The organism is Shewanella sp. SM71, assembly GCF_025653905.1.
In the GTDB taxonomy this organism is placed as follows: domain Bacteria; phylum Pseudomonadota; class Gammaproteobacteria; order Enterobacterales; family Shewanellaceae; genus Shewanella; species Shewanella oncorhynchi.
Window position 1 is genome coordinate 22,569 of the sequence record NZ_JAKKRW010000032.1, and the last position, 17,535, is coordinate 40,103.

At 47.2% G+C, this 17,535-nt stretch carries 13 protein-coding genes; 1 reads left to right on the forward strand and 12 read right to left on the reverse strand.

Going from position 1 to position 17,535, the window contains the following annotated elements; all coding sequences use genetic code 11:
• Positions 1 to 374: 374 nt before the first annotated feature.
• Positions 375 to 776 carry a hypothetical protein gene (locus L5L97_RS22015; RefSeq protein ID WP_107402714.1) on the forward strand — a complete coding sequence of 134 codons (402 nt, stop codon included), beginning with the start codon at positions 375 to 377 and terminating at the stop codon, positions 774 to 776.
• Positions 777 to 866: 90 nt separating this feature from the next.
• Here the strand turns inward: L5L97_RS22015 and L5L97_RS22020 are convergent, their stop codons facing one another.
• From L5L97_RS22020 to L5L97_RS22075, 12 genes are all read right to left on the reverse strand, one after another.
• Entirely contained in the window at positions 867 to 2,054 is a 1,188-nt protein-coding gene (locus tag L5L97_RS22020; protein WP_263183577.1) for an ABC transporter permease, read from the reverse strand.
• 1 nt (position 2,055) lies between these two features.
• Positions 2,056 to 3,273, reverse strand: a complete 1,218-nt coding sequence (locus L5L97_RS22025) for an ABC transporter permease (RefSeq protein WP_263183623.1) — start codon at positions 3,271 to 3,273, stop codon at positions 2,056 to 2,058.
• 80 nt (positions 3,274 to 3,353) lie between these two features.
• On the reverse strand, positions 3,354 to 4,328 hold the full coding sequence (locus L5L97_RS22030; RefSeq protein ID WP_168825663.1) for an HlyD family secretion protein: 975 nt from the start codon (positions 4,326 to 4,328) through the stop codon (positions 3,354 to 3,356).
• On the reverse strand, positions 4,318 to 5,700 hold the full coding sequence (locus L5L97_RS22035) for a TolC family protein (RefSeq protein WP_263183579.1): 1,383 nt from the start codon (positions 5,698 to 5,700) through the stop codon (positions 4,318 to 4,320). Before L5L97_RS22035 ends, L5L97_RS22030 begins: the two co-directional genes overlap by 11 nt.
• Positions 5,701 to 5,794: 94 nt before the next feature.
• Positions 5,795 to 7,243, reverse strand: coding sequence for a metalloprotease TldD (gene tldD, locus L5L97_RS22040; RefSeq protein ID WP_113940074.1), 1,449 nt, complete (start codon positions 7,241 to 7,243; stop codon positions 5,795 to 5,797).
• Between the two features lie 133 nt (positions 7,244 to 7,376).
• Positions 7,377 to 8,207, reverse strand: a complete 831-nt coding sequence (locus L5L97_RS22045) for a carbon-nitrogen hydrolase family protein (RefSeq protein WP_168825669.1) — start codon at positions 8,205 to 8,207, stop codon at positions 7,377 to 7,379.
• Positions 8,131 to 12,468, reverse strand: a complete 4,338-nt coding sequence (locus tag L5L97_RS22050; protein WP_263183581.1) for a YhdP family protein — start codon at positions 12,466 to 12,468, stop codon at positions 8,131 to 8,133. The genes L5L97_RS22045 and L5L97_RS22050 overlap by 77 nt, the downstream gene beginning before the upstream one ends.
• Complete coding sequence (rng, locus tag L5L97_RS22055; RefSeq protein ID WP_168825804.1) at positions 12,468 to 13,934, reverse strand: ribonuclease G; 1,467 nt, start codon at positions 13,932 to 13,934, stop codon at positions 12,468 to 12,470. The genes L5L97_RS22050 and rng overlap by 1 nt, the downstream gene beginning before the upstream one ends.
• A gap of 218 nt (positions 13,935 to 14,152) precedes the next feature.
• Positions 14,153 to 14,758 carry a Maf family protein gene (locus L5L97_RS22060; protein ID WP_198573065.1) on the reverse strand — a complete coding sequence of 202 codons (606 nt, stop codon included), beginning with the start codon at positions 14,756 to 14,758 and terminating at the stop codon, positions 14,153 to 14,155.
• 2 nt (positions 14,759 to 14,760) lie between these two features.
• Entirely contained in the window at positions 14,761 to 15,249 is a 489-nt protein-coding gene (mreD, locus tag L5L97_RS22065) for a rod shape-determining protein MreD (RefSeq protein WP_105251286.1), read from the reverse strand.
• Positions 15,249 to 16,253: a rod shape-determining protein MreC gene (mreC, locus tag L5L97_RS22070; RefSeq protein ID WP_173247163.1), complete on the reverse strand. Its 1,005-nt coding sequence runs from the start codon at positions 16,251 to 16,253 to the stop codon at positions 15,249 to 15,251. The genes mreD and mreC overlap by 1 nt, the downstream gene beginning before the upstream one ends.
• Before the next feature lie 44 nt (positions 16,254 to 16,297).
• A complete protein-coding gene (locus L5L97_RS22075) occupies positions 16,298 to 17,335 on the reverse strand; it encodes a rod shape-determining protein (RefSeq protein WP_263187181.1) in 1,038 nt (345 codons plus the stop codon).
• Positions 17,336 to 17,535 lie beyond the last annotated feature (200 nt).

A 17,535-nucleotide genomic window follows, 5' to 3' on the forward strand; every position in this document is an offset into this window, starting at 1 on the left:
AATAACCGAGATACTGAGTATCTCGGTTATTTTTTCGGCGCGCATTCTCCCCCAAAACCAACAAGAAGACAACCCAATAAGGGCCGTTTGATGGCTATCTGCACGATGAGCGTTAAATTAACGGAATAGAATAGACAAGGATAAAGATGGCTTAAAGCAGTTTGAACACTAAGACACGCTACTAGAATATGACAGTAAGGCTGATGACATGCCGAAGGACAAGCTCAATACTGAATAATTTTTTCACTTGTTTTAAATTTGTTATTGGAAATAAGGCAGATATAGATATAATCTTCCGGCAAAAATTAAACAGGGGCAGTTTAATTTGCGAAGCAACCGCTTCATTTGTTTTATCGCATCAAAAGGAAGATGAAATGCGTAAAATTACTTTAGTCTCTCTGACCATTGGCAGCTGTTTTCTCGCCGCCTGCGCCGCAAAACCACCTATTATCGCTCAAGAAAAAACCGTTGAAATCGAGGGTGTTAACTTAGTTTTTGGTGGCAGTTTTGATACAGAACGCAAAAACATTTCACTCTCAGTGAATGGCGATTCTGTTATGAAAGGCACTTTCCCGCCTTATACTCCGACTCAAAATTTGAGCGGTAAATACAAGGATTTCAAAATTTCTAGCCAATGCTATTTCGGTTCAGTGCTCAGCAGCCAAGGTGGCGCATTTGGCGCGATTGCCGGCGTCATTCAAGCGACTAAGTCGAGCTCAGGCGATAAGTGCGATATGCTCGTCGATGGTAAAATTGTAGAAAGTCTTTACTTCTAAAGATTAATTACAGAAGTACCTAAACAGCCCCTGTAAAGTTCAAGCCCAGTAAACACTCGCGAGATACTCTGTCCCGCGAGTCCATCAAAGCTAATTAGCTTCAGCCAACAATCTCACTCTGCGCTTAATCCCCAACATCGCTAGGCCGAAAAAGACCGCAAATAAGCCCCATAGTTGCAGCCATTTTGGTATCACACTCGCCCAACTTGCGCCCATTTGATTGAGTTCTAGCATGCCCATAATCGCGGGTACCGCGGGAATAAACTGTGAGCCGAGTACTAAAGGTTCTGGGATCAACGCTATCGGCCACACAAAACCTGACACAAATAAAATAGGCATAGAGATCAGCAGTAGCACTTGGGTGGGTAAATCGCGGCGGGTGAACAAGGTGCTCATGGCAACACCTACGGCGGCGGTAGCCAGTAAAAACGGCAATAACCACAGCGCAACTAAACCAAGGCTCGCTTGAATACTCACGTTATACCAGTGATAACAATAGCCCACATAAAAGCTGGTAAAGAAGATATAAATCAACATGAAAGCAAGAATACGACCACAGACTAATTGCACCGGTGACACCTGCTGCCAATACCCTTTATGCCGCCATTGCCCAGCCCCTAAAATGCCAGTACCTATGAGTAAGGTTTGGTGCAAAATCAGCAAGAACAGTCCAGGTACTACATAGGGCGTATAACCTAGGCTCTGGTTAAAGGCTGGCACACTGTTAAGATAAAGCGAGTTTAAACTCTCTTGGGCCTGCTTAGGATTTTGTCCTTGAGCAAGCATGCCAATCAATTGCACTTGTTTACCCGCATCCATTCCAGCGCTAACTAAGCCTTCAACAACCGCGGAATAAATCAAAAAGTAACTAGCATCACCGCCATAGCTTAGCGTCACACCTTTACCGAGCAATAAATCGCGGCGGAATCCTTCAGGGATCACAAGTAAGCCGTGGGCCTTACGCGTCTCAATAAAACGCTTCGCCTCGGTAATCGAACCAACTTGGCCTATGACTTGAATTTTTGCGCTGGCATCGGCATGACGGATCAATTGACGGCTTAGGGAAGAATGATCTAAGTCCACCACGATCAGTTGTTGCTCGGTCGGCACTTGATTCAGATAGGGCAAAGGATACAAAACCGAATAAAACAGTACACCGCCAAATAAGGTCACAGCGATCGCTTTATCGCTAATAATGGCCTTAAACTCAGTGAGGATCAGTCGCCACAGACTGAGCTGACGTGGTGTGTTTGCGTGTTCGCTATTGGATAAATTCATCCTATTGCCCCTTCGCAGATATAGCTGCGTCCGAGTCATAAACCGTCACTGCAGCATTGGTGTTAACTGTGGTAGGCAGTAATTTACGCGACAGGAAATATATCAAAGGTATCAGACAGATAAAGCCCCAATAACTGGTGATTTGGCTAGCTACACTTGGCCAAGTAGCGCCATAACTCACGATACTAACATGGGACTCAATATAATGGCTCGATGGCATGATAAGTCGCCACCACTGGGCTAATTGCGGCATTTCGTGAGTCGGAAAAGTAATGCCCATAAAAGCAAACGCTGGCGCAAATAAAGCGGTACAAAAGCTGATGACCCGCGCACTGTCACGCATCACTACAAATATTAATAACACTAAGCTCCAGACTGCCAATAACATGACTAATTGCGCGAGCAATAATAGGGCTAAACTCCCCGCCATCGGCAGAGCAAGATACAAATACAGCCAAGCTAAAATAAAGCCGCCCTGCAGCATCAATATCGGCGTAAACAGCACCATTTTCGCCCACACCTTAGGCCAAAAATGTTCAGTTAAGAGATTCGACATGCCATCGGCATGAGTGGTAGGCGCTAAATGCAGCTCTCGATTTAAACTGTTTGCCATCACTAACATAGATAACAACTGCCACAGCGCAATCAGCACTGGCGGTACTAAGAAACCTATGTAATTGTTATTTCGGTTAAACAGGGCTGTTGTTTGGCTTTTGACTGGGCTTAAATTCACTGCGACTTGGGATTTCGGTGTACCATTTGCGAGCTGCTTTAAACCCGCCACTTGCTGTAATCCGTCGCCTAAACTCAGCTGAATTTGGCTTGAGAGTAACTTACCCACCAGCAAAAATTGACTGTTGTAGCGCACATCAATTGTAGGCTTATGGCCTGTAAGTAAATCCTTTTTCATATCATAGGGAAAAACCACAATAGCGTAGACTTTCGCCTGTTGCATCGCGCTTATCGCCGAGGATAAGTCGGTAAAACTTTGCGGATCGGTAACCGGGTTTGCCTTAAGCTGACGGGTCAACATGCGGCTCAATTGACTATGATCTTGGTCGACAATCGCCACGGGCAGTTGCCTTGGCAGACCTGCACTGAATAACCACCATAAGCATAAAATCCCCAGTAGTGGAATATAACTTATCAGCGCTAACTGCCAAGGGTCATGCCATAGGGCGCGCAGCTCACGGCGAACTAACGCTGTGAGCAACGCCATAAGGCTTATGCTCGATGGCAGTGATTCGCCCTTAATCTTGTCCGCCGCGTTGGCGTGAGGCGCACGTTCAGTCACGACTTTTACTCACTTCGCAGCAGCACAGACATGCCAACACGCAGATCGGTAATCGGCTGGTTTGGACGCAATTCCACTTCAAAGGTTCGCATATCAAAATCATGGCCACTTTCAGTCGAACGCCAAGTGGCAAACTCACCCATCACACTGATATGGGACACAGTAAAATCCACATCCTGCCCGAGTGCCGGAATCGTTAATTGAATTTTTTGACCTTTTTTGAAACGTTTAAGTTGGTCTTCTCGCACTTGGAACACGGCCCAAGCATCCTGCATATCAATCAAACTGACAATCGGAAAACCACTGGGTGCCAATTCACCCGCCTGTAACAGCACGTCGCTGATCTCACCCGATTTAGGTGCGCGCATTTGGCTATCTTCCATAATGGCGCTAACTTCTTTCACTGCACCTTCAGCCTTACGGGCATTACCTGCAGCAGCCACTTTGGTTTCCGTCCGCGCGCCTTCTTCTGCCATTTGATACATGGCTAAGGCAGCTTGTTCTGTGTATTTTGCCGCTTGCCATTGGGTAAAGGCTTCATCGCGTTTTTGTCTTGCCGCCACACCTTCGTTAAATAAGTTTTCGACTCGGGTATAGGTGGTTTTAGCGAGCGTTGCCGCCGCCTGCGCCTTGAGCCATTGCTCCTTGGCTGCCATCACTTCTTGGCTGCGAGCACCGTTGTTGGCTTCAAGCTGCATCGCCTTAGCGGCATCACGACCACCTTCGGCCTGCATTAACTTTGCATCTAGCTCAGGACTGCGAATCGCGAATAATAAATCCCCTTGGGCCACACTATCACCGCGGCGCACGAGCACTTGCTCGACTCTGCCTGGCACCTTGGACGAAACATTGTACTCACGGGCTTCAATCTGGCCCTGCAACAAACTCGGCTGCGGGCTATAAGCGAGCTTGAGTCCATAGGCTAAGATAAGGCCTAATGCGACCAACGCCACAAGGGCAAGTATTCTGTTAGCGCGCATTGTTTGTCTCCTGCACTTGGGTAGGGGCTGTGGTACGACCGATAAATTCATCTAGTTGACCACTAATGGCCATTAATCTGGCATAGGCTTGCACATAACGATAACGGGCAGCCAATTGCTGAGTTTTCACCGCGCTTAGTTTCAGCTCCGCATCGACTCTGTCGATAGAAGTTGAAAGCCCTTGATTAAAGGCGATGTCACGCAGGCGCAGGTTTTCAATAGCAAGTTCGAGCGAAGTATCGAGCGCCGTCACTTCTTCCTCGGCCTGTAATAATTGGCGATAGCTTTGATCCACCAGCAGGCTCAAGTCTTGTTTAGTTTGTGCCTTGGTATAACGAGCTTGTAAGAGTGCACTTTTCGCCGCTTCGACCTTACCGCTACGGCCATCGCGGCTGATCAGTGGCACATTGACCCCAACCCCAACCATCCAGTCAGGTGTGATGCTCGTCAAGAGTGTGTCTTCTTCATACAAGGTGTAGTTACCGAAGAGGAAAACCGTTGGATGGTATTTACCTTTTTCCAACGCTATTAAACCGTTCGCTTGCGTTTCTTTCGCTTCGAGCAATTTGAGCGCCGGATGTTGGCTCAGGGTAATTTGGCTGAGTTGAGCGAATGAAGGAGCCTGTGGCAGTACAAATAAGGGAGAATTTGTGCTCACCTGACTTTGCTGTAGCATACGTGCCAGCGCGATCACTGCCATTTCGTGTTGCCGACGAGCACTGCCTAAATTGACTTTAGCATTGTCTAGGGCAACCTGCGCATTGAGGCGCTCGACCTTAGCAATTTGCCCTTCTCGCTCTAGTGCTAAAGCATGATCAACATGCTTAGCTAACGAACCCACCAGATCAGTCTGAGTATTCACCAATGCCAACGTCACATCGACAGCGTAATATCTATCCACCAGCAAGGTAAATAAATCACGCGTTGCCAATTGTAATTCTTGTTGCTTCTCGGCCACCATAGCCGCGTGTATACCTTGAGCCGCAGTGATCTGTCCGCCCGTATAAATCGGCCACATTGCCTGTAAGCTGGCGCTAAAAATATCTTGTTCACTTAAGGGCAGCGGCGGAATACCCGCAATAATGCCCCCAAGCGATGGCGGGATAGAAATCACAGAATTTAATTCTTTCAGATCAAACTCAATCGGTTTATCCAAATGAATATAATTACCGCGAATGTCTAATGAGGGGAAATTTAAGCTCTCGCCCGCCTCTTCTTCACCCTTAGCGCGGTTAACTTCCTGGGATTGCGCTTGCAACTTGTCGCTCACCTTCAGCACTTGCTGCCAAGCATCAGTAAAGCTAATCGGCTGAGCATAGCCAGCCGAAGGCAATGATAATAGGCACAGCCAGACCACACGTGATAGTTTCATTAACACCTCTAGAGTAGTTACTCTAATTTCCTTTGCGAATGATAACATTCATGGTGGGTAGCGACTAGAACCCATAGACGTAAGGTTCTAGGTTTTATGCTGTTCCGCCCACGGTGAGCTTATCGAGTTTTAGGGTCGGTTGACCCACACCCACAGGCACACTTTGACCATCTTTACCACAAACGCCCACACCTTGATCTAAAGCCATATCGTTACCGACCATAGAAATCTGGCTCATAGCCTCAGGGCCATTACCGATTAAAGTAGCACCCTTAATGGCTTGAGTAACTTCACCATTTTCAATCAAATAGGCTTCGGATGCTGAGAACACAAACTTACCCGAAGTGATATCAACTTGACCACCGCCAAAGTTAGGGGCGTAAATACCCTTCTTCACTGACTTAATAATCTCACTGGGATCTGACTCACCGGCCGTCATATAAGTATTGGTCATACGTGGCATAGGCAAATGCGCGTAGGATTCGCGGCGACCGTTACCCGTTGGCGCAACACCCATTAAGCGAGCATTGAGTTTGTCTTGGATGTAACCCTTTAAAATACCGTCTTCAATCAATACGGTTCTTTGGGTTTGTACACCTTCATCGTCGATGCTGAGTGAACCACGACGATTAGGCAAGGTGCCATCGTCGACCACAGTCACTAACTTAGACGCAACTTGCTGACCAACCTTGCCGCTAAAGGCACTGCTGCCCTTACGGTTAAAGTCGCCTTCTAAACCATGTCCAACCGCTTCGTGGAGCAATACACCGGGCCAGCCATTACCTAACACCACTGGCATTTCACCCGCTGGTGCATCGATGGCGTTAAGGTTAACTTGCGCTTGACGCACGGCTTCGCGGGCAAAGGCGAAACACATAGGTAAACCTGTGTCATCGCTTGCCATTAACACGCCGTAGTCATGACGACCACCACCACCAGCGCCACCACGTTCACGTTTACCGTTTTCTTCCAAAATCACGCTACAGTTAAAACGCACCAGAGGACGGATATCGGCCGCCAGAGTGCCATCACTCGCAGCAACGAGGATTTCTTCGTGCACACCAGCAAGGCTAACCACCACTTGAATAATCCGGCTATCTAGACTGCGAATAAAAGCATCGGCTTCTTTCAGCAGGTTGATTTTTTTGACTTCTTCCATCGCCGCAATCGGATCTAAGCTGTCGTATAACGCCAATGCTTTTTGACGTTTAAAGGCTTGTACCTGAGTCTGCTCACCCGCACTAGCAATGCCACGGGCAGCCTGTACTGCAGCGCTTAAGGCGGCAGGAGTGATATCATCTGCATAGGCAAAACCCGTTTTCTCACCGCTGATGGCCCGCACACCCACACCGCGTTCAATATGGAAACTACCGTCTTTGATGATGCCGTCTTCCAGCACCCAAGATTCGTGGCGACTACCTTGAAAATAGAGATCGGAATAATCGATTTTGTGCTGATGTATGGTGTTTAGATAGGTTTGCAGGCCATCTAGCGCTAACCCATTCTTCAATAAACTTTGCTCTACTTGTGCTAAAAATGGCATCTATGCTCTCTTTGACCCCAAGGGATCTTGATATTCTGAGTGTAAATTCGGTGTACTAATTCTATGTGTTAATGCTGCGTATCGACTCAAGCGCAAATTCAGCATTTCAACTCGTCTGCTGGCTACTGGCACATTATTTCAAGCTTGGTTCAAGGAAACGATTATGCTGCATGACGGGCATTTTACTGCGAATACTGTGCAGTTCGGTTAAGTCGACCTCAGCCTGTACCCAACCAGTACCGGTTTTAAGTTCAGCCAAAATATTCCCCCAAGGACCGACTATCATGCTCTGCCCCCAGGTTTCGCGGCTACCTTCGTTATGCTGTCCCCACTGAGCTGCAGCAAGAATAACGCATTGGGTTTCAATCGCTCTTGCCTGTAACAATACCTGCCAATGGGCTTCCCCCGTCACCTTAGTGAAGGCAGAAGGGACAGTAATAATCTCAGCCCCCGCAAGGCGCATCGCCCTAAACAAGTCGGGAAAGCGTAAATCATAACAGATGGTTAAGCCAATTTTGCCAAAAGGTGTATCGATAACGCTAATGTGATCACCGGGGCAGAAGGTTTCGCTCTCGCGATATTGTTTTGTACCATCGGCAACATCCACATCAAAAAGGTGCAGTTTATCGTAATGCCCTAAAGTATCACCTTTATCATCAAACAGATAACTGCGGCTATAGACACGACCATCCTCAGCCAACGCCGGAATAGTCCCCGCGACCATAAACACCCGATACTTGGCGGCCAGTGCACTTAACGCCGATTTGAGCGGACTCTGATGAACATCGCCCGCATAGGCAAGTTGCTGACTTTCATGGCCACCAAACAGTAAGCTGCATTCGGGTAACACGACTAAATGGGGCGCATCGGCATCCCGTTTGAGTTCGTTAAGCTGCGATTCGATAAACTGCAGATTGGCGCTGACGTCGCGACTGCTCTGACATTGCAACAGGCTGATGTGCATTCTGCTCTCCCTGAATTTGCTTAATCGGTTCTACTGCTTCGCGATGCTCTGGTATGGCTGGCACTTCTGGCGTAGGTACTACTTGAGGTTGCTCCCGCTTTAAATCGGGCGCTTTAATTTGATCTGTTGCTGGCTTTAGCTCTTCTGACTTTGATTCTTCAGATCTGGCCTCTTCAGGCTTAACGTCTTGTGGCTCGAGCGCTTCTGGTTGTGTTGCTTGAAGCTGTGGCTCAGATTTAGCGTTGCTTGGTTTAACTTCAGTTGACTGAGCTTCAGTTAACTTAGTTTCAGTTGGCTTAGCTTCTGTTAATTGAGCCTCGGTCGATTTAGTTTCTACCGGCTGAGTGATATCGGCGTTATGACTCGCGGCTTCAGTCGGCACCGCTGGGCGCTCAACGCCAACCACAGGTAAAATAGATTCTGGAATTTCAATCTCTTTACTCTTACGCTCTAACTCTTCGACCACAGGCTCTGCCATAGTCCCTGTCACCCGAAAACGAATTTCTGAAATCACTTCAATCACAGGCTCAAGCACTTTTGTTAGGGCAAAGGCCCCCAGACCCAGTGTCCAAGCGCTGGTACTGAGCAATACGACAGTCGGCACACTTGAGGCCAACTGCGGCACAAAGCGGATATCGTAATTCAAACTTTCAGTGGTGAGATCCGTATAGCCACGCACCTTCATATTACCCGCGATGGCATCCATTTCAGTGTCAGTGGTTTTCACCACGCCATTATCAATCTGCAAATTGCCATTGAAAGAGTTGAAATACATGCCCTGACCGAAGACATCGGTGAAATCCAGCGACAGTTTACGCACCAGAGAATCTAAACTGAACAGGGAGAAAATCCGCGCGCCCTTGTCACTCACCTGAGATAAGTGGCCTTTGCCTAAGTTGAATTTCACCTTGCCATTTAAGGTTTCGAGGGAGAAGGCATAGGGAGCACCTTGCCAAGATAAGTCCGCATTAACCTTCAAGGGGGCTTCATTAACGCCAGGCTCTATACCCAATTGAGCAGATAGATAACTAAACTGAGTGGCATTTAACTCAACACTGAGATCAGTTTTATTCTGTCCAGCCTGTTGCTGCCAAATGCCACTGCCCTGCAAATTGACATTGGGCGTAGTTAAAGACAATGTTTGAATCTTATATCCTGCCGCTTGTGGGCTCGCCTGCAAAACGAGCTTTCCAAAGGATTTATCGAAGAAACGAAAATCTTCCACATTCACTGCAACTGGCGGCAAGTTAGTGAGCACTTGATCACTGGCAAAATCGGCATCCGTGTTCGACTTTACCTTAGGTGAAAAATAAAATTTATTCGCCACAACTTTGAGACCTTGAGTTTTCCAATTTGGATAGAAATCGATCCAACCGTCAAATTCGTTGGCAACGGTATTAAAACGCCATCCCGTCTCGTTAGGCTTAGCATTAAGCCTAAGCTCCGTCAGTTGTTGCCCTAAAAGATCGAGCCGACCGATATGAGAATCGATACTCGCCACCGCGGGAAATAAACTTTTATGGGGAATATCATCTACTAAAATGCCCGTTTTCGGTATTTTCTCTTGACCAACAAAGGCATTAATCACAGGTAACCATTCGGCTAATTTGGCCTTACCGAGATCGACTTGAATATGACCTTGTTCTGTATTTCTGGCTTCATCCTCATCGAATAAACGCCCCAATAACAAGTCAAAATAACTAAAATTTGCACCTTTATCGGCATCGAAACCACCGATAAACTCGGCATGACTGGCAAGCTTGACATCAAGCGTCGCATCATCTTGATCGCCAACAAACTCAGCGACTAAAGGTCGTGGTTCATTTTCGGGTTTAGCAAAGTATCCTGGGAGTAACAGTTGCGTCCCCAGCATATCCGAAGTCACTTTGGCTTGGATTTGATAACCTTGCTCAGTAAATAGCATAGTCATAGCACCGTCCCAACTGATTTTTCCCTGATAAAAATCGCTCAAGGGATTGTGTAATTCATCGGGGAGACGGCTGAGATCCCAACGACTTTTCAGCGAAAGATTAAGGCCAAAATCTTTACCTTTAGGCTGAGTGTCGAAAGTTAAACTGAGCGGTTGTTCGAACAAGCGCGCTTTGATGCCTTTTCCTGTCACAACTTCATTCGCAAAGTCGACTACACCAGTCACGCCATGAAGTTGAAGCCCTGGCTGAGCAATATATACAGGCGTATTATCAAAACGGATTTGACCACGAATATCTTCGGCTTCACCTTCATACAGTGGAATGCTGATGTCTAAAGTGCCAGTGACAGCACCTTGCACTTGCACGACATCTAAGGTTTTACCTACTGAGTTCGCCAAAGGTGAGGCTTGTAACACCTTAGTCGCCGCACTGCCTTGAGTAGCAAGTTCGGCTTCAATCCTTAGCAGCGTCTGTTCACCAATGGCGGGAATAAATACATGGGCACCTGTGGCATCCACATTCATCAGCTTGCCTTGGTTTAACCAAAGATCCATGCGGGTATTTTCAAACAAAGCGTTAAGGGACAGATCTGTGACCGCTGGCCAGTCGGGTTGAAACTGAAATTTGGCATCTGTTAAGGTAAATGCTGCCTGAAACACGCCGCTATTATCATCGAAGGGAAAACCACTTAACGAACCACGCCAAACAACTTGCGCATCTTGGGTCTGACCCGCTTTAAGCCCAGTATCCAAATACTCTGCCAGTGATTCACCCATCGCCTTATTGGGGAAATACTTGTCGGCATTAGCCACATTGTTGATACGAACATTGGCCGCCAGCGCCATGTGTGCAGCACCGCTAAAGTCCAAATTCAATGCCGCATCAACGCCGATATCTTCGTTTTCAAACTGCAACTGAGGCACATTTAAACTCAGATGTTCAGTATCGAATTGACCATCAATTGACGCACCATTGAATACTAATGGCGCCGAAAATTCATCACCAAAATCGAGGGTGTACACTTGTTCAGGTAGAGAGAAATACAACGTCTTATCTTGCCAGCGAAGGTTCACATCGACAGGATGAGTATTGGGAATACCGTCAACCTTCTGCCAATGCAACTGCTTCACTTCGGTACTGGCGAGCAAAGGCTGGTCGGCTTTTTGATACAGGCGGATTGGTCCAATACTAGCCTCTGGAGCTAACGCATGCCATTGACGTAATACGGCTCTATCGACTCCAGGAAATAGCGGCAGCAGCGGCAATAGACTCTGAGTATTAACTTGATTCACATAGGCAAATAATTCATCGTTTTGACGCTTCGCGGCCAGCGTTAATGCCGGCCAATGCTCACCATTGGTGACAAAATCCAGTCCTGAACTTTGTACTTCCCAACCCGTCGCCTTTGGCTGCCAAACAATATCGCCCGCTTGAATTTCAAATTTCTGCGGCTCTTGCTTTAATGTCCATTGCAGCCAGCTCGGCTCAAAATGAACCATAGCAGAACTGATGCTGCGGTCGGCAAACGTAAGCCAAGCCTTAAGATTGACAACCCCTTCTAAGGGTAACTTTTGAGTGGAATCATAGGGATTAGGTTGACGTGAAGCCCATTCACCTAAGTCTAAAGAGTTAGCCGCCAAATAAATCTGCCCAGTCAAACTGTCGGGATTTGCACCATCGCCATTGATATCTAACTGTAATCCGAGAGACTCATGCTTAGAGGCATGACTATCAAGATACAATTCTCCCGCACCGCGGTGACGTTCACCCTGATTGCGCCAGTTCAAATGACGAATATGGATCGGGCGAAACTCTTGGTGCATGCTCAGCAATTGCACTGTGGCATTGGTTAAGGAGAATCTATCGAGTTGTTTGAGTAATAGGGCATAGAGCCAATCGAGTTGCGGGGCTTTATTAATTGTGGCGGGATCGTTCTCGGTAAGTTTATCCATGTCTAAAGCGACATGGACACCCTCAAAAATAACATCTTCGATTCGCGGGGTGAGCGTGAGCAGCGATTGCCAAAAATCTAACTTCACTTGTACGTTCTTGATCATCAAGGTCACAGGCAGTTGTTCCTGTGGCGGGATCACTAAGTCATCGATGTTAATTGCAGGGCCAAATGCCTGCCAATGGGCGGATAACTCCCCCACTTGCACATCGACTTTATATTCGCTTTTTACGTAATTCACCAGTTGCTGGCGAACTTCATCAACCTGCGGTAATAAGCCACGGATCAAACTGACGGCAAGCGCAAACAAGACCAAAATAAGCGCCAGAAATTGCCAACAAAAACGGCTAAATTTTTTTGCAGTAAAAAGCGTAGCCACTACATCATCACCACATCATATTTGTGCTGTGAGTACATAGGCTCATTTTGCAAACGGATGCGCTTACCTATGTAAACCTCAAGTTCAGCAATAAGATGATTATCATCGGTATGCAGACTTTGATACACGGCAGGCGAACAGTACAACAGGAACTCATCAGCATCGTAGGCACGGTTTAAACGGATTATTTCGCGAAAGACCTCATAGGAAACCGTCTCGACTGTCTTCATGCTCCCCGTGCCATGGCAGGCCGGACATTCGCCGCAGACGACATGCTCTAAACTTTCGCGGGTACGCTTACGGGTCATTTCGACTAGACCTAACCCCGAAAAACCACTCACATTGGTTTTCACCCTATCCTTAGATAAAGCGCTGGTTAAGCTGCTAAGAACACGAGCCTTATGATCCGCCGTCATCATGTCGATAAAATCGATAATAATGATGCCGCCGAGATTACGCAGACGTAACTGCCTCGCTATCGCTTGGGTCGCTTCGAGGTTGGTATTAAAGATGGTTTCTTCAAGATTCCTGTGCCCCACAAAGGCGCCGGTATTGATATCCACAGTCGTCATGGCTTCGGTTTGATCTATGATCAAATAGCCACCAGACTTAAGCTCGACTTTACGGCCGAGTGCACGTTGAATTTCGTTCTCCACATCGTAGAGATCAAAAATAGGCGCAGGTCCTGAATAGTGCTCAATCTTATCGGCAATCTCTGGCATAAACTCCTGCGCAAAAGACTGCAACTCGGCAAAAGTGCGGCGAGAATCCACTTGAATACGGTCCAGCTCAGTACCGACAAAATCACGCACAATACGCACAGGTAAGGCTAAATCTTGATACAGGAGCGACACACCACTGCGTTTACGTCGCTCACTCACCTTTGACCAAACTCGGCGTAAAAATGCCGCATCTTGGGATAACTCATCTTCCCCTACGCCTTCGGCGGCGGTGCGGATAATAAAACCACCGTCATCATCAACATAGGGCAAAGTAATTTGTTTGAGGCGACTGCGTTCTTCTTCTAGTTCAATACGCTGGGAAACACCAACATGGCTAGAACCTGGCATAAAGACTAAATAACGGGAAGGCAGCGTGATATCGGTCGTTAGGCGTGCGCCCTTAGTGCCCAGCGGATCTTTAACCACTTGCACCATAATGTCTTGCCCTTGACGGACTAACTCGGCGATATCACGAACAACGAAATGACCTTTCTCAACATCGGCGACACACTCAGTGTGCGGTACTATGTCGGACGCATGTAAAAAAGCGGCTTTATCTAAGCCAATATCGACAAAGGCGGCTTGCATACCGGGTAACACACGGCTGATTTTACCTTTGTAAATATTACCCACTAAACCCCGTTTCATCCGGCGTTCAATATGGACTTCTTGCAGCACACCATGCTCAACTAAAGCAACGCGCGCCTCAGATGGAGTTACGTTGATCAGTAATTCTGAACCCATCTTGCGCTGTATTTTATTTGGATTTAAGCGACTGGTATTCACGACTCACCCCATTCGGGAAACTAGATTAATTAATCGAAGTTACAAACTCTCTAAGCATGAAAACCGAATAAAGGAACAAGGTCAACGTCATTGGAGTACTCGATTCAGAGCCCTAAACGCCAATAAGGTTCATTCTAACCTCAAGCCAAAATCGCAATATAAGCAACCAGCAGCAGTTAAATAAAGCCAACTTCGGCTAACAACTCACGCGTTTCAACCAGAGGTAAACCTACAACGCCAGAATAACTGCCTTCAATTGCAGCCACAAAGCAACCGCCGAGCCCTTGTATGCCATAACTGCCCGCCTTATCCATGGGCTCTTTTGAAGCCACATAAGCCTCAATGTCAGCTGTCGATAAAGCGCAAAAACGCACTTGTGTTTCGACTAAGCGCACTGAGGTTTTTAAGGTTGAGTCAGACTCGCCTGCTTTGTAGGTCAGTGCCACAGCCGTCATCACAGTATGCGTTCTGCCAGACAGTTCACTGAGCGTTTGCTTAGCATCGGCCACATCCAGCGGTTTACCTAATATTTGATTTTCAAGCACTACGATAGTATCAGAACCTAATACAGCAGGCTGTGACATATCTGCGCATAATGCCAGTCCAGCTTGGGCTTTTTCAGCAGCTAAACGTCGTACATAATCCCTTGGCGCTTCGCCCTGTTGCACAGTTTCATCAATATCAGGTGCCACTTGCGTGAAACTAAACTCAGGACGACCGAATCCAATCTGTGCCAATAATTCTTTGCGACGTGGCGAAGTTGAAGCTAAAACTAAATCCACAGTTAACGAACCTTATAATGACGTCGAACCCGACGTAAAATCCAAAATATCCAAGGCCAGATCACTAATCCTGAAATCGCAGGTAAAAATAGATCCGTTTTGAAAACAGCCTCTTGCATCACAAATTCCACCCAGTAAATCACTAAGTGATAAATACAAATCAGTAGCATGATCACTAACGACTGCTGCCATTGAGGGAAGTTTCGCAAACGCTGGCAATGCAAGATAGCGATATAAATAACCAAAGACATAGCTAAAGAGCGCACACCTAAGGTGGCTCCCAATAAAATATCTAATACTAGGCCTAAAACCCATGCGGTTAAGATGTTGTATCTGTGGGGTAATGCGATAGACCAATAGAGAACAATCATTAATAGCCAGTCTGGACGCCAAGCATCAACAGCACTTGGCAAAGGCATGATCTGGCTGATCACGCCGATAAATAATGTCACCCAAACAATAAAGCGCCCATTGGCGGCCTGAAAACTCATTAATGCACCTCAGCCACAGGAGGAGTGGTTTCCGTTGACGGTTTGGTCGCAGGCGCGGTCACAGGTTTAGAAGCCTCTGCTGGCGTGACACTTCCGCCAGCAGGAACAGCGCTATCTGCTTTTGGTACATTATCGCTCGATGAATGATCCGCAGCAGGCACGGTAGGCTGACTCGGTAAAGTCACACCTGAATCGGGGGATGGCCAAATCAACAATAAATAACGAATACGATCTAAAGCCGCTAAAGGCTGGGCGGTGACTCGAGCGTAACTTTGGCCATCTTCAGTCAACACTTCCATAACCCGCGCAACCGGATAACCTTCCGGGAAACGATTCCCTAAACCTGAGGTGACCAGCAAATCGCCGACACGAATGTCGGTACTCTTGGCCACATGGCGCAGCTCTATTTCATCTAACTCACCCGTACCATTGGCAACAAGGCGCACATCATTACGGGTGATACGCACAGGTAATCCGTGTGATACATCGGAGAGCAATAACACCCTACTGGTCATTTCACTGACTTGTACCACTTGGCCAACAACCCCTTGGGCGTCGACCACAGGCTGCCCAACAAATACACCACTGCGTGAACCATGGTTTAACACCGCATAGTGATGGAAAGGATCGCTAGCAACCTCCAATACTTCAGCCACCATTTTGCGCGAATCAAGGTAGGCTGGTGAGCCCAACAGTGCGCGCAAACGTTCATTTTCTTGGCGTAAGTGTTCGAAACGCTGTAAGCGTTCACTCATCAGCAATTGCTGCCTGAGCAGCTCTTTATTCTGCAACGCTAACATATTGCGGGTGGCAAAACTTTCAGACGACCAGTCAAGCGCAACACCGGGTACGCTCGCTAAATACTGCAATGGACTAAAAAAAGAGGATAAGGATTGCCGTACAGGATCGAGGCGATGATTAGCCACGAGCAAAGCCACCGACAAAATAATTGCCAGTGTCAGACGGAATTGGTTTGAAATACCACGAACAAAAATTGGCTTCATAGGAAAGCTAAGGCGGTGATTAACCGCCCCATACCGAAGTTAAATTAGGTTTCTTCGGAGAACAGATCGCCGCCGTGCATATCAATCATTTCGAGGGCTTTACCACCGCCACGTGCTACGCAGGTCAATGGATCGTCCGCCACCATTACAGGAATTCCGGTTTCTTGCATTAATAAACGGTCTAAATCACGCAATAAAGCGCCGCCGCCAGTTAACACCATACCGCGCTCAGAAATATCTGAAGCTAATTCTGGTGGAGATTGTTCTAACGCCACCATCACAGCACTTACGATGCCAGATAATGGCTCTTGTAAGGCTTCTAAAATTTCATTGCTGTTCAGTGTAAAGCTACGAGGTACGCCTTCTGCCAAATTACGGCCGCGGACTTCGATCTCGAGCACTTCATCGCCAGGATAAGCAGTGCCGATAGTGTGCTTGATACGCTCAGCCGTAGCTTCACCAATCAAACTCCCGTAATTACGGCGGACGTAGTTGATGATCGCATCATCAAACTTATCACCCGAAGACGAATACACTACACCATTAAGTGAAATAATCGCGACTTCAGTGGTACCACCACCGATATCCACCACCATAGAGCCGGTCGCTTCAGATACGGGTAAACCCGCACCAATCGCAGCTGCCATTGGCTCTTCAATTAAATACACTTCGCGAGCACCAGCGCCCATGGCTGATTCACGAATAGCACGGCGTTCTACTTGAGTGGCACCAACGGGCACACACACAAGCACGCGTGGACTTGGACGAAAAAAGCTATTGTTGTGCACTTGTTTAATAAAGTGCTGCAACATTTTCTCCGTCACATAAAAATCTGCAATAACACCGTCCTTCATTGGGCGGATAGCTTGGATATTGCCAGGCGTTCTGCCTAGCATTTGTTTAGCTTCTGTGCCGACCGCGGCAACAGATTTCTGACCGGAGCCACTACGCTCACCACGTATAGCAACAACAGAAGGCTCATTGAGGACGATGCCTTCGCCACGAACATAAATTAATGTGTTAGCTGTACCCAAATCGATCGATAGATCATTAGAAAAAATGCCGCGTAGCTTCTTAAACATGTAACTAGCCTGTATTCTGTGGAGTCAGAAGAAAAGAAAAATCAGCTAACTTTATCAATGCCACCCTGATTCCACAAGACCGAGGAGGTTAACAATCGCTAATGAAGTGATTTTTTTTCAAATCGCCACGTAAAAAACAGTATTTAAGCGGAAAATACTGTTTATTGACGAAAATATCAGCAACAAAAAACGAGTAAACA

What these genes read in the sequence shown, in the direction of transcription:
- L5L97_RS22015 (WP_107402714.1), top strand. Translation starts at nt 375, where the DNA reads ATGCGTAAAATTACTTTAGTCTCTCTGACCATTGGCAGCTGTTTTCTC.
- L5L97_RS22020 (WP_263183577.1), bottom strand. Translation starts at nt 2,054, where the DNA reads ATGAATTTATCCAATAGCGAACACGCAAACACACCACGTCAGCTCAGT.
- L5L97_RS22025 (WP_263183623.1), bottom strand. Translation starts at nt 3,273, where the DNA reads ATGGCGTTGCTCACAGCGTTAGTTCGCCGTGAGCTGCGCGCCCTATGG.
- L5L97_RS22030 (WP_168825663.1), bottom strand. Translation starts at nt 4,328, where the DNA reads ATGCGCGCTAACAGAATACTTGCCCTTGTGGCGTTGGTCGCATTAGGC.
- L5L97_RS22035 (WP_263183579.1), bottom strand. Translation starts at nt 5,700, where the DNA reads ATGAAACTATCACGTGTGGTCTGGCTGTGCCTATTATCATTGCCTTCG.
- tldD (WP_113940074.1), bottom strand. Translation starts at nt 7,243, where the DNA reads ATGCCATTTTTAGCACAAGTAGAGCAAAGTTTATTGAAGAATGGGTTA.
- L5L97_RS22045 (WP_168825669.1), bottom strand. Translation starts at nt 8,207, where the DNA reads ATGCACATCAGCCTGTTGCAATGTCAGAGCAGTCGCGACGTCAGCGCC.
- rng (WP_168825804.1), bottom strand. Translation starts at nt 13,934, where the DNA reads ATGGGTTCAGAATTACTGATCAACGTAACTCCATCTGAGGCGCGCGTT.
- mreD (WP_105251286.1), bottom strand. Translation starts at nt 15,249, where the DNA reads ATGAGTTTTCAGGCCGCCAATGGGCGCTTTATTGTTTGGGTGACATTA.
- mreC (WP_173247163.1), bottom strand. Translation starts at nt 16,253, where the DNA reads ATGAAGCCAATTTTTGTTCGTGGTATTTCAAACCAATTCCGTCTGACA.
- L5L97_RS22075 (WP_263187181.1), bottom strand. Translation starts at nt 17,335, where the DNA reads ATGTTTAAGAAGCTACGCGGCATTTTTTCTAATGATCTATCGATCGAT.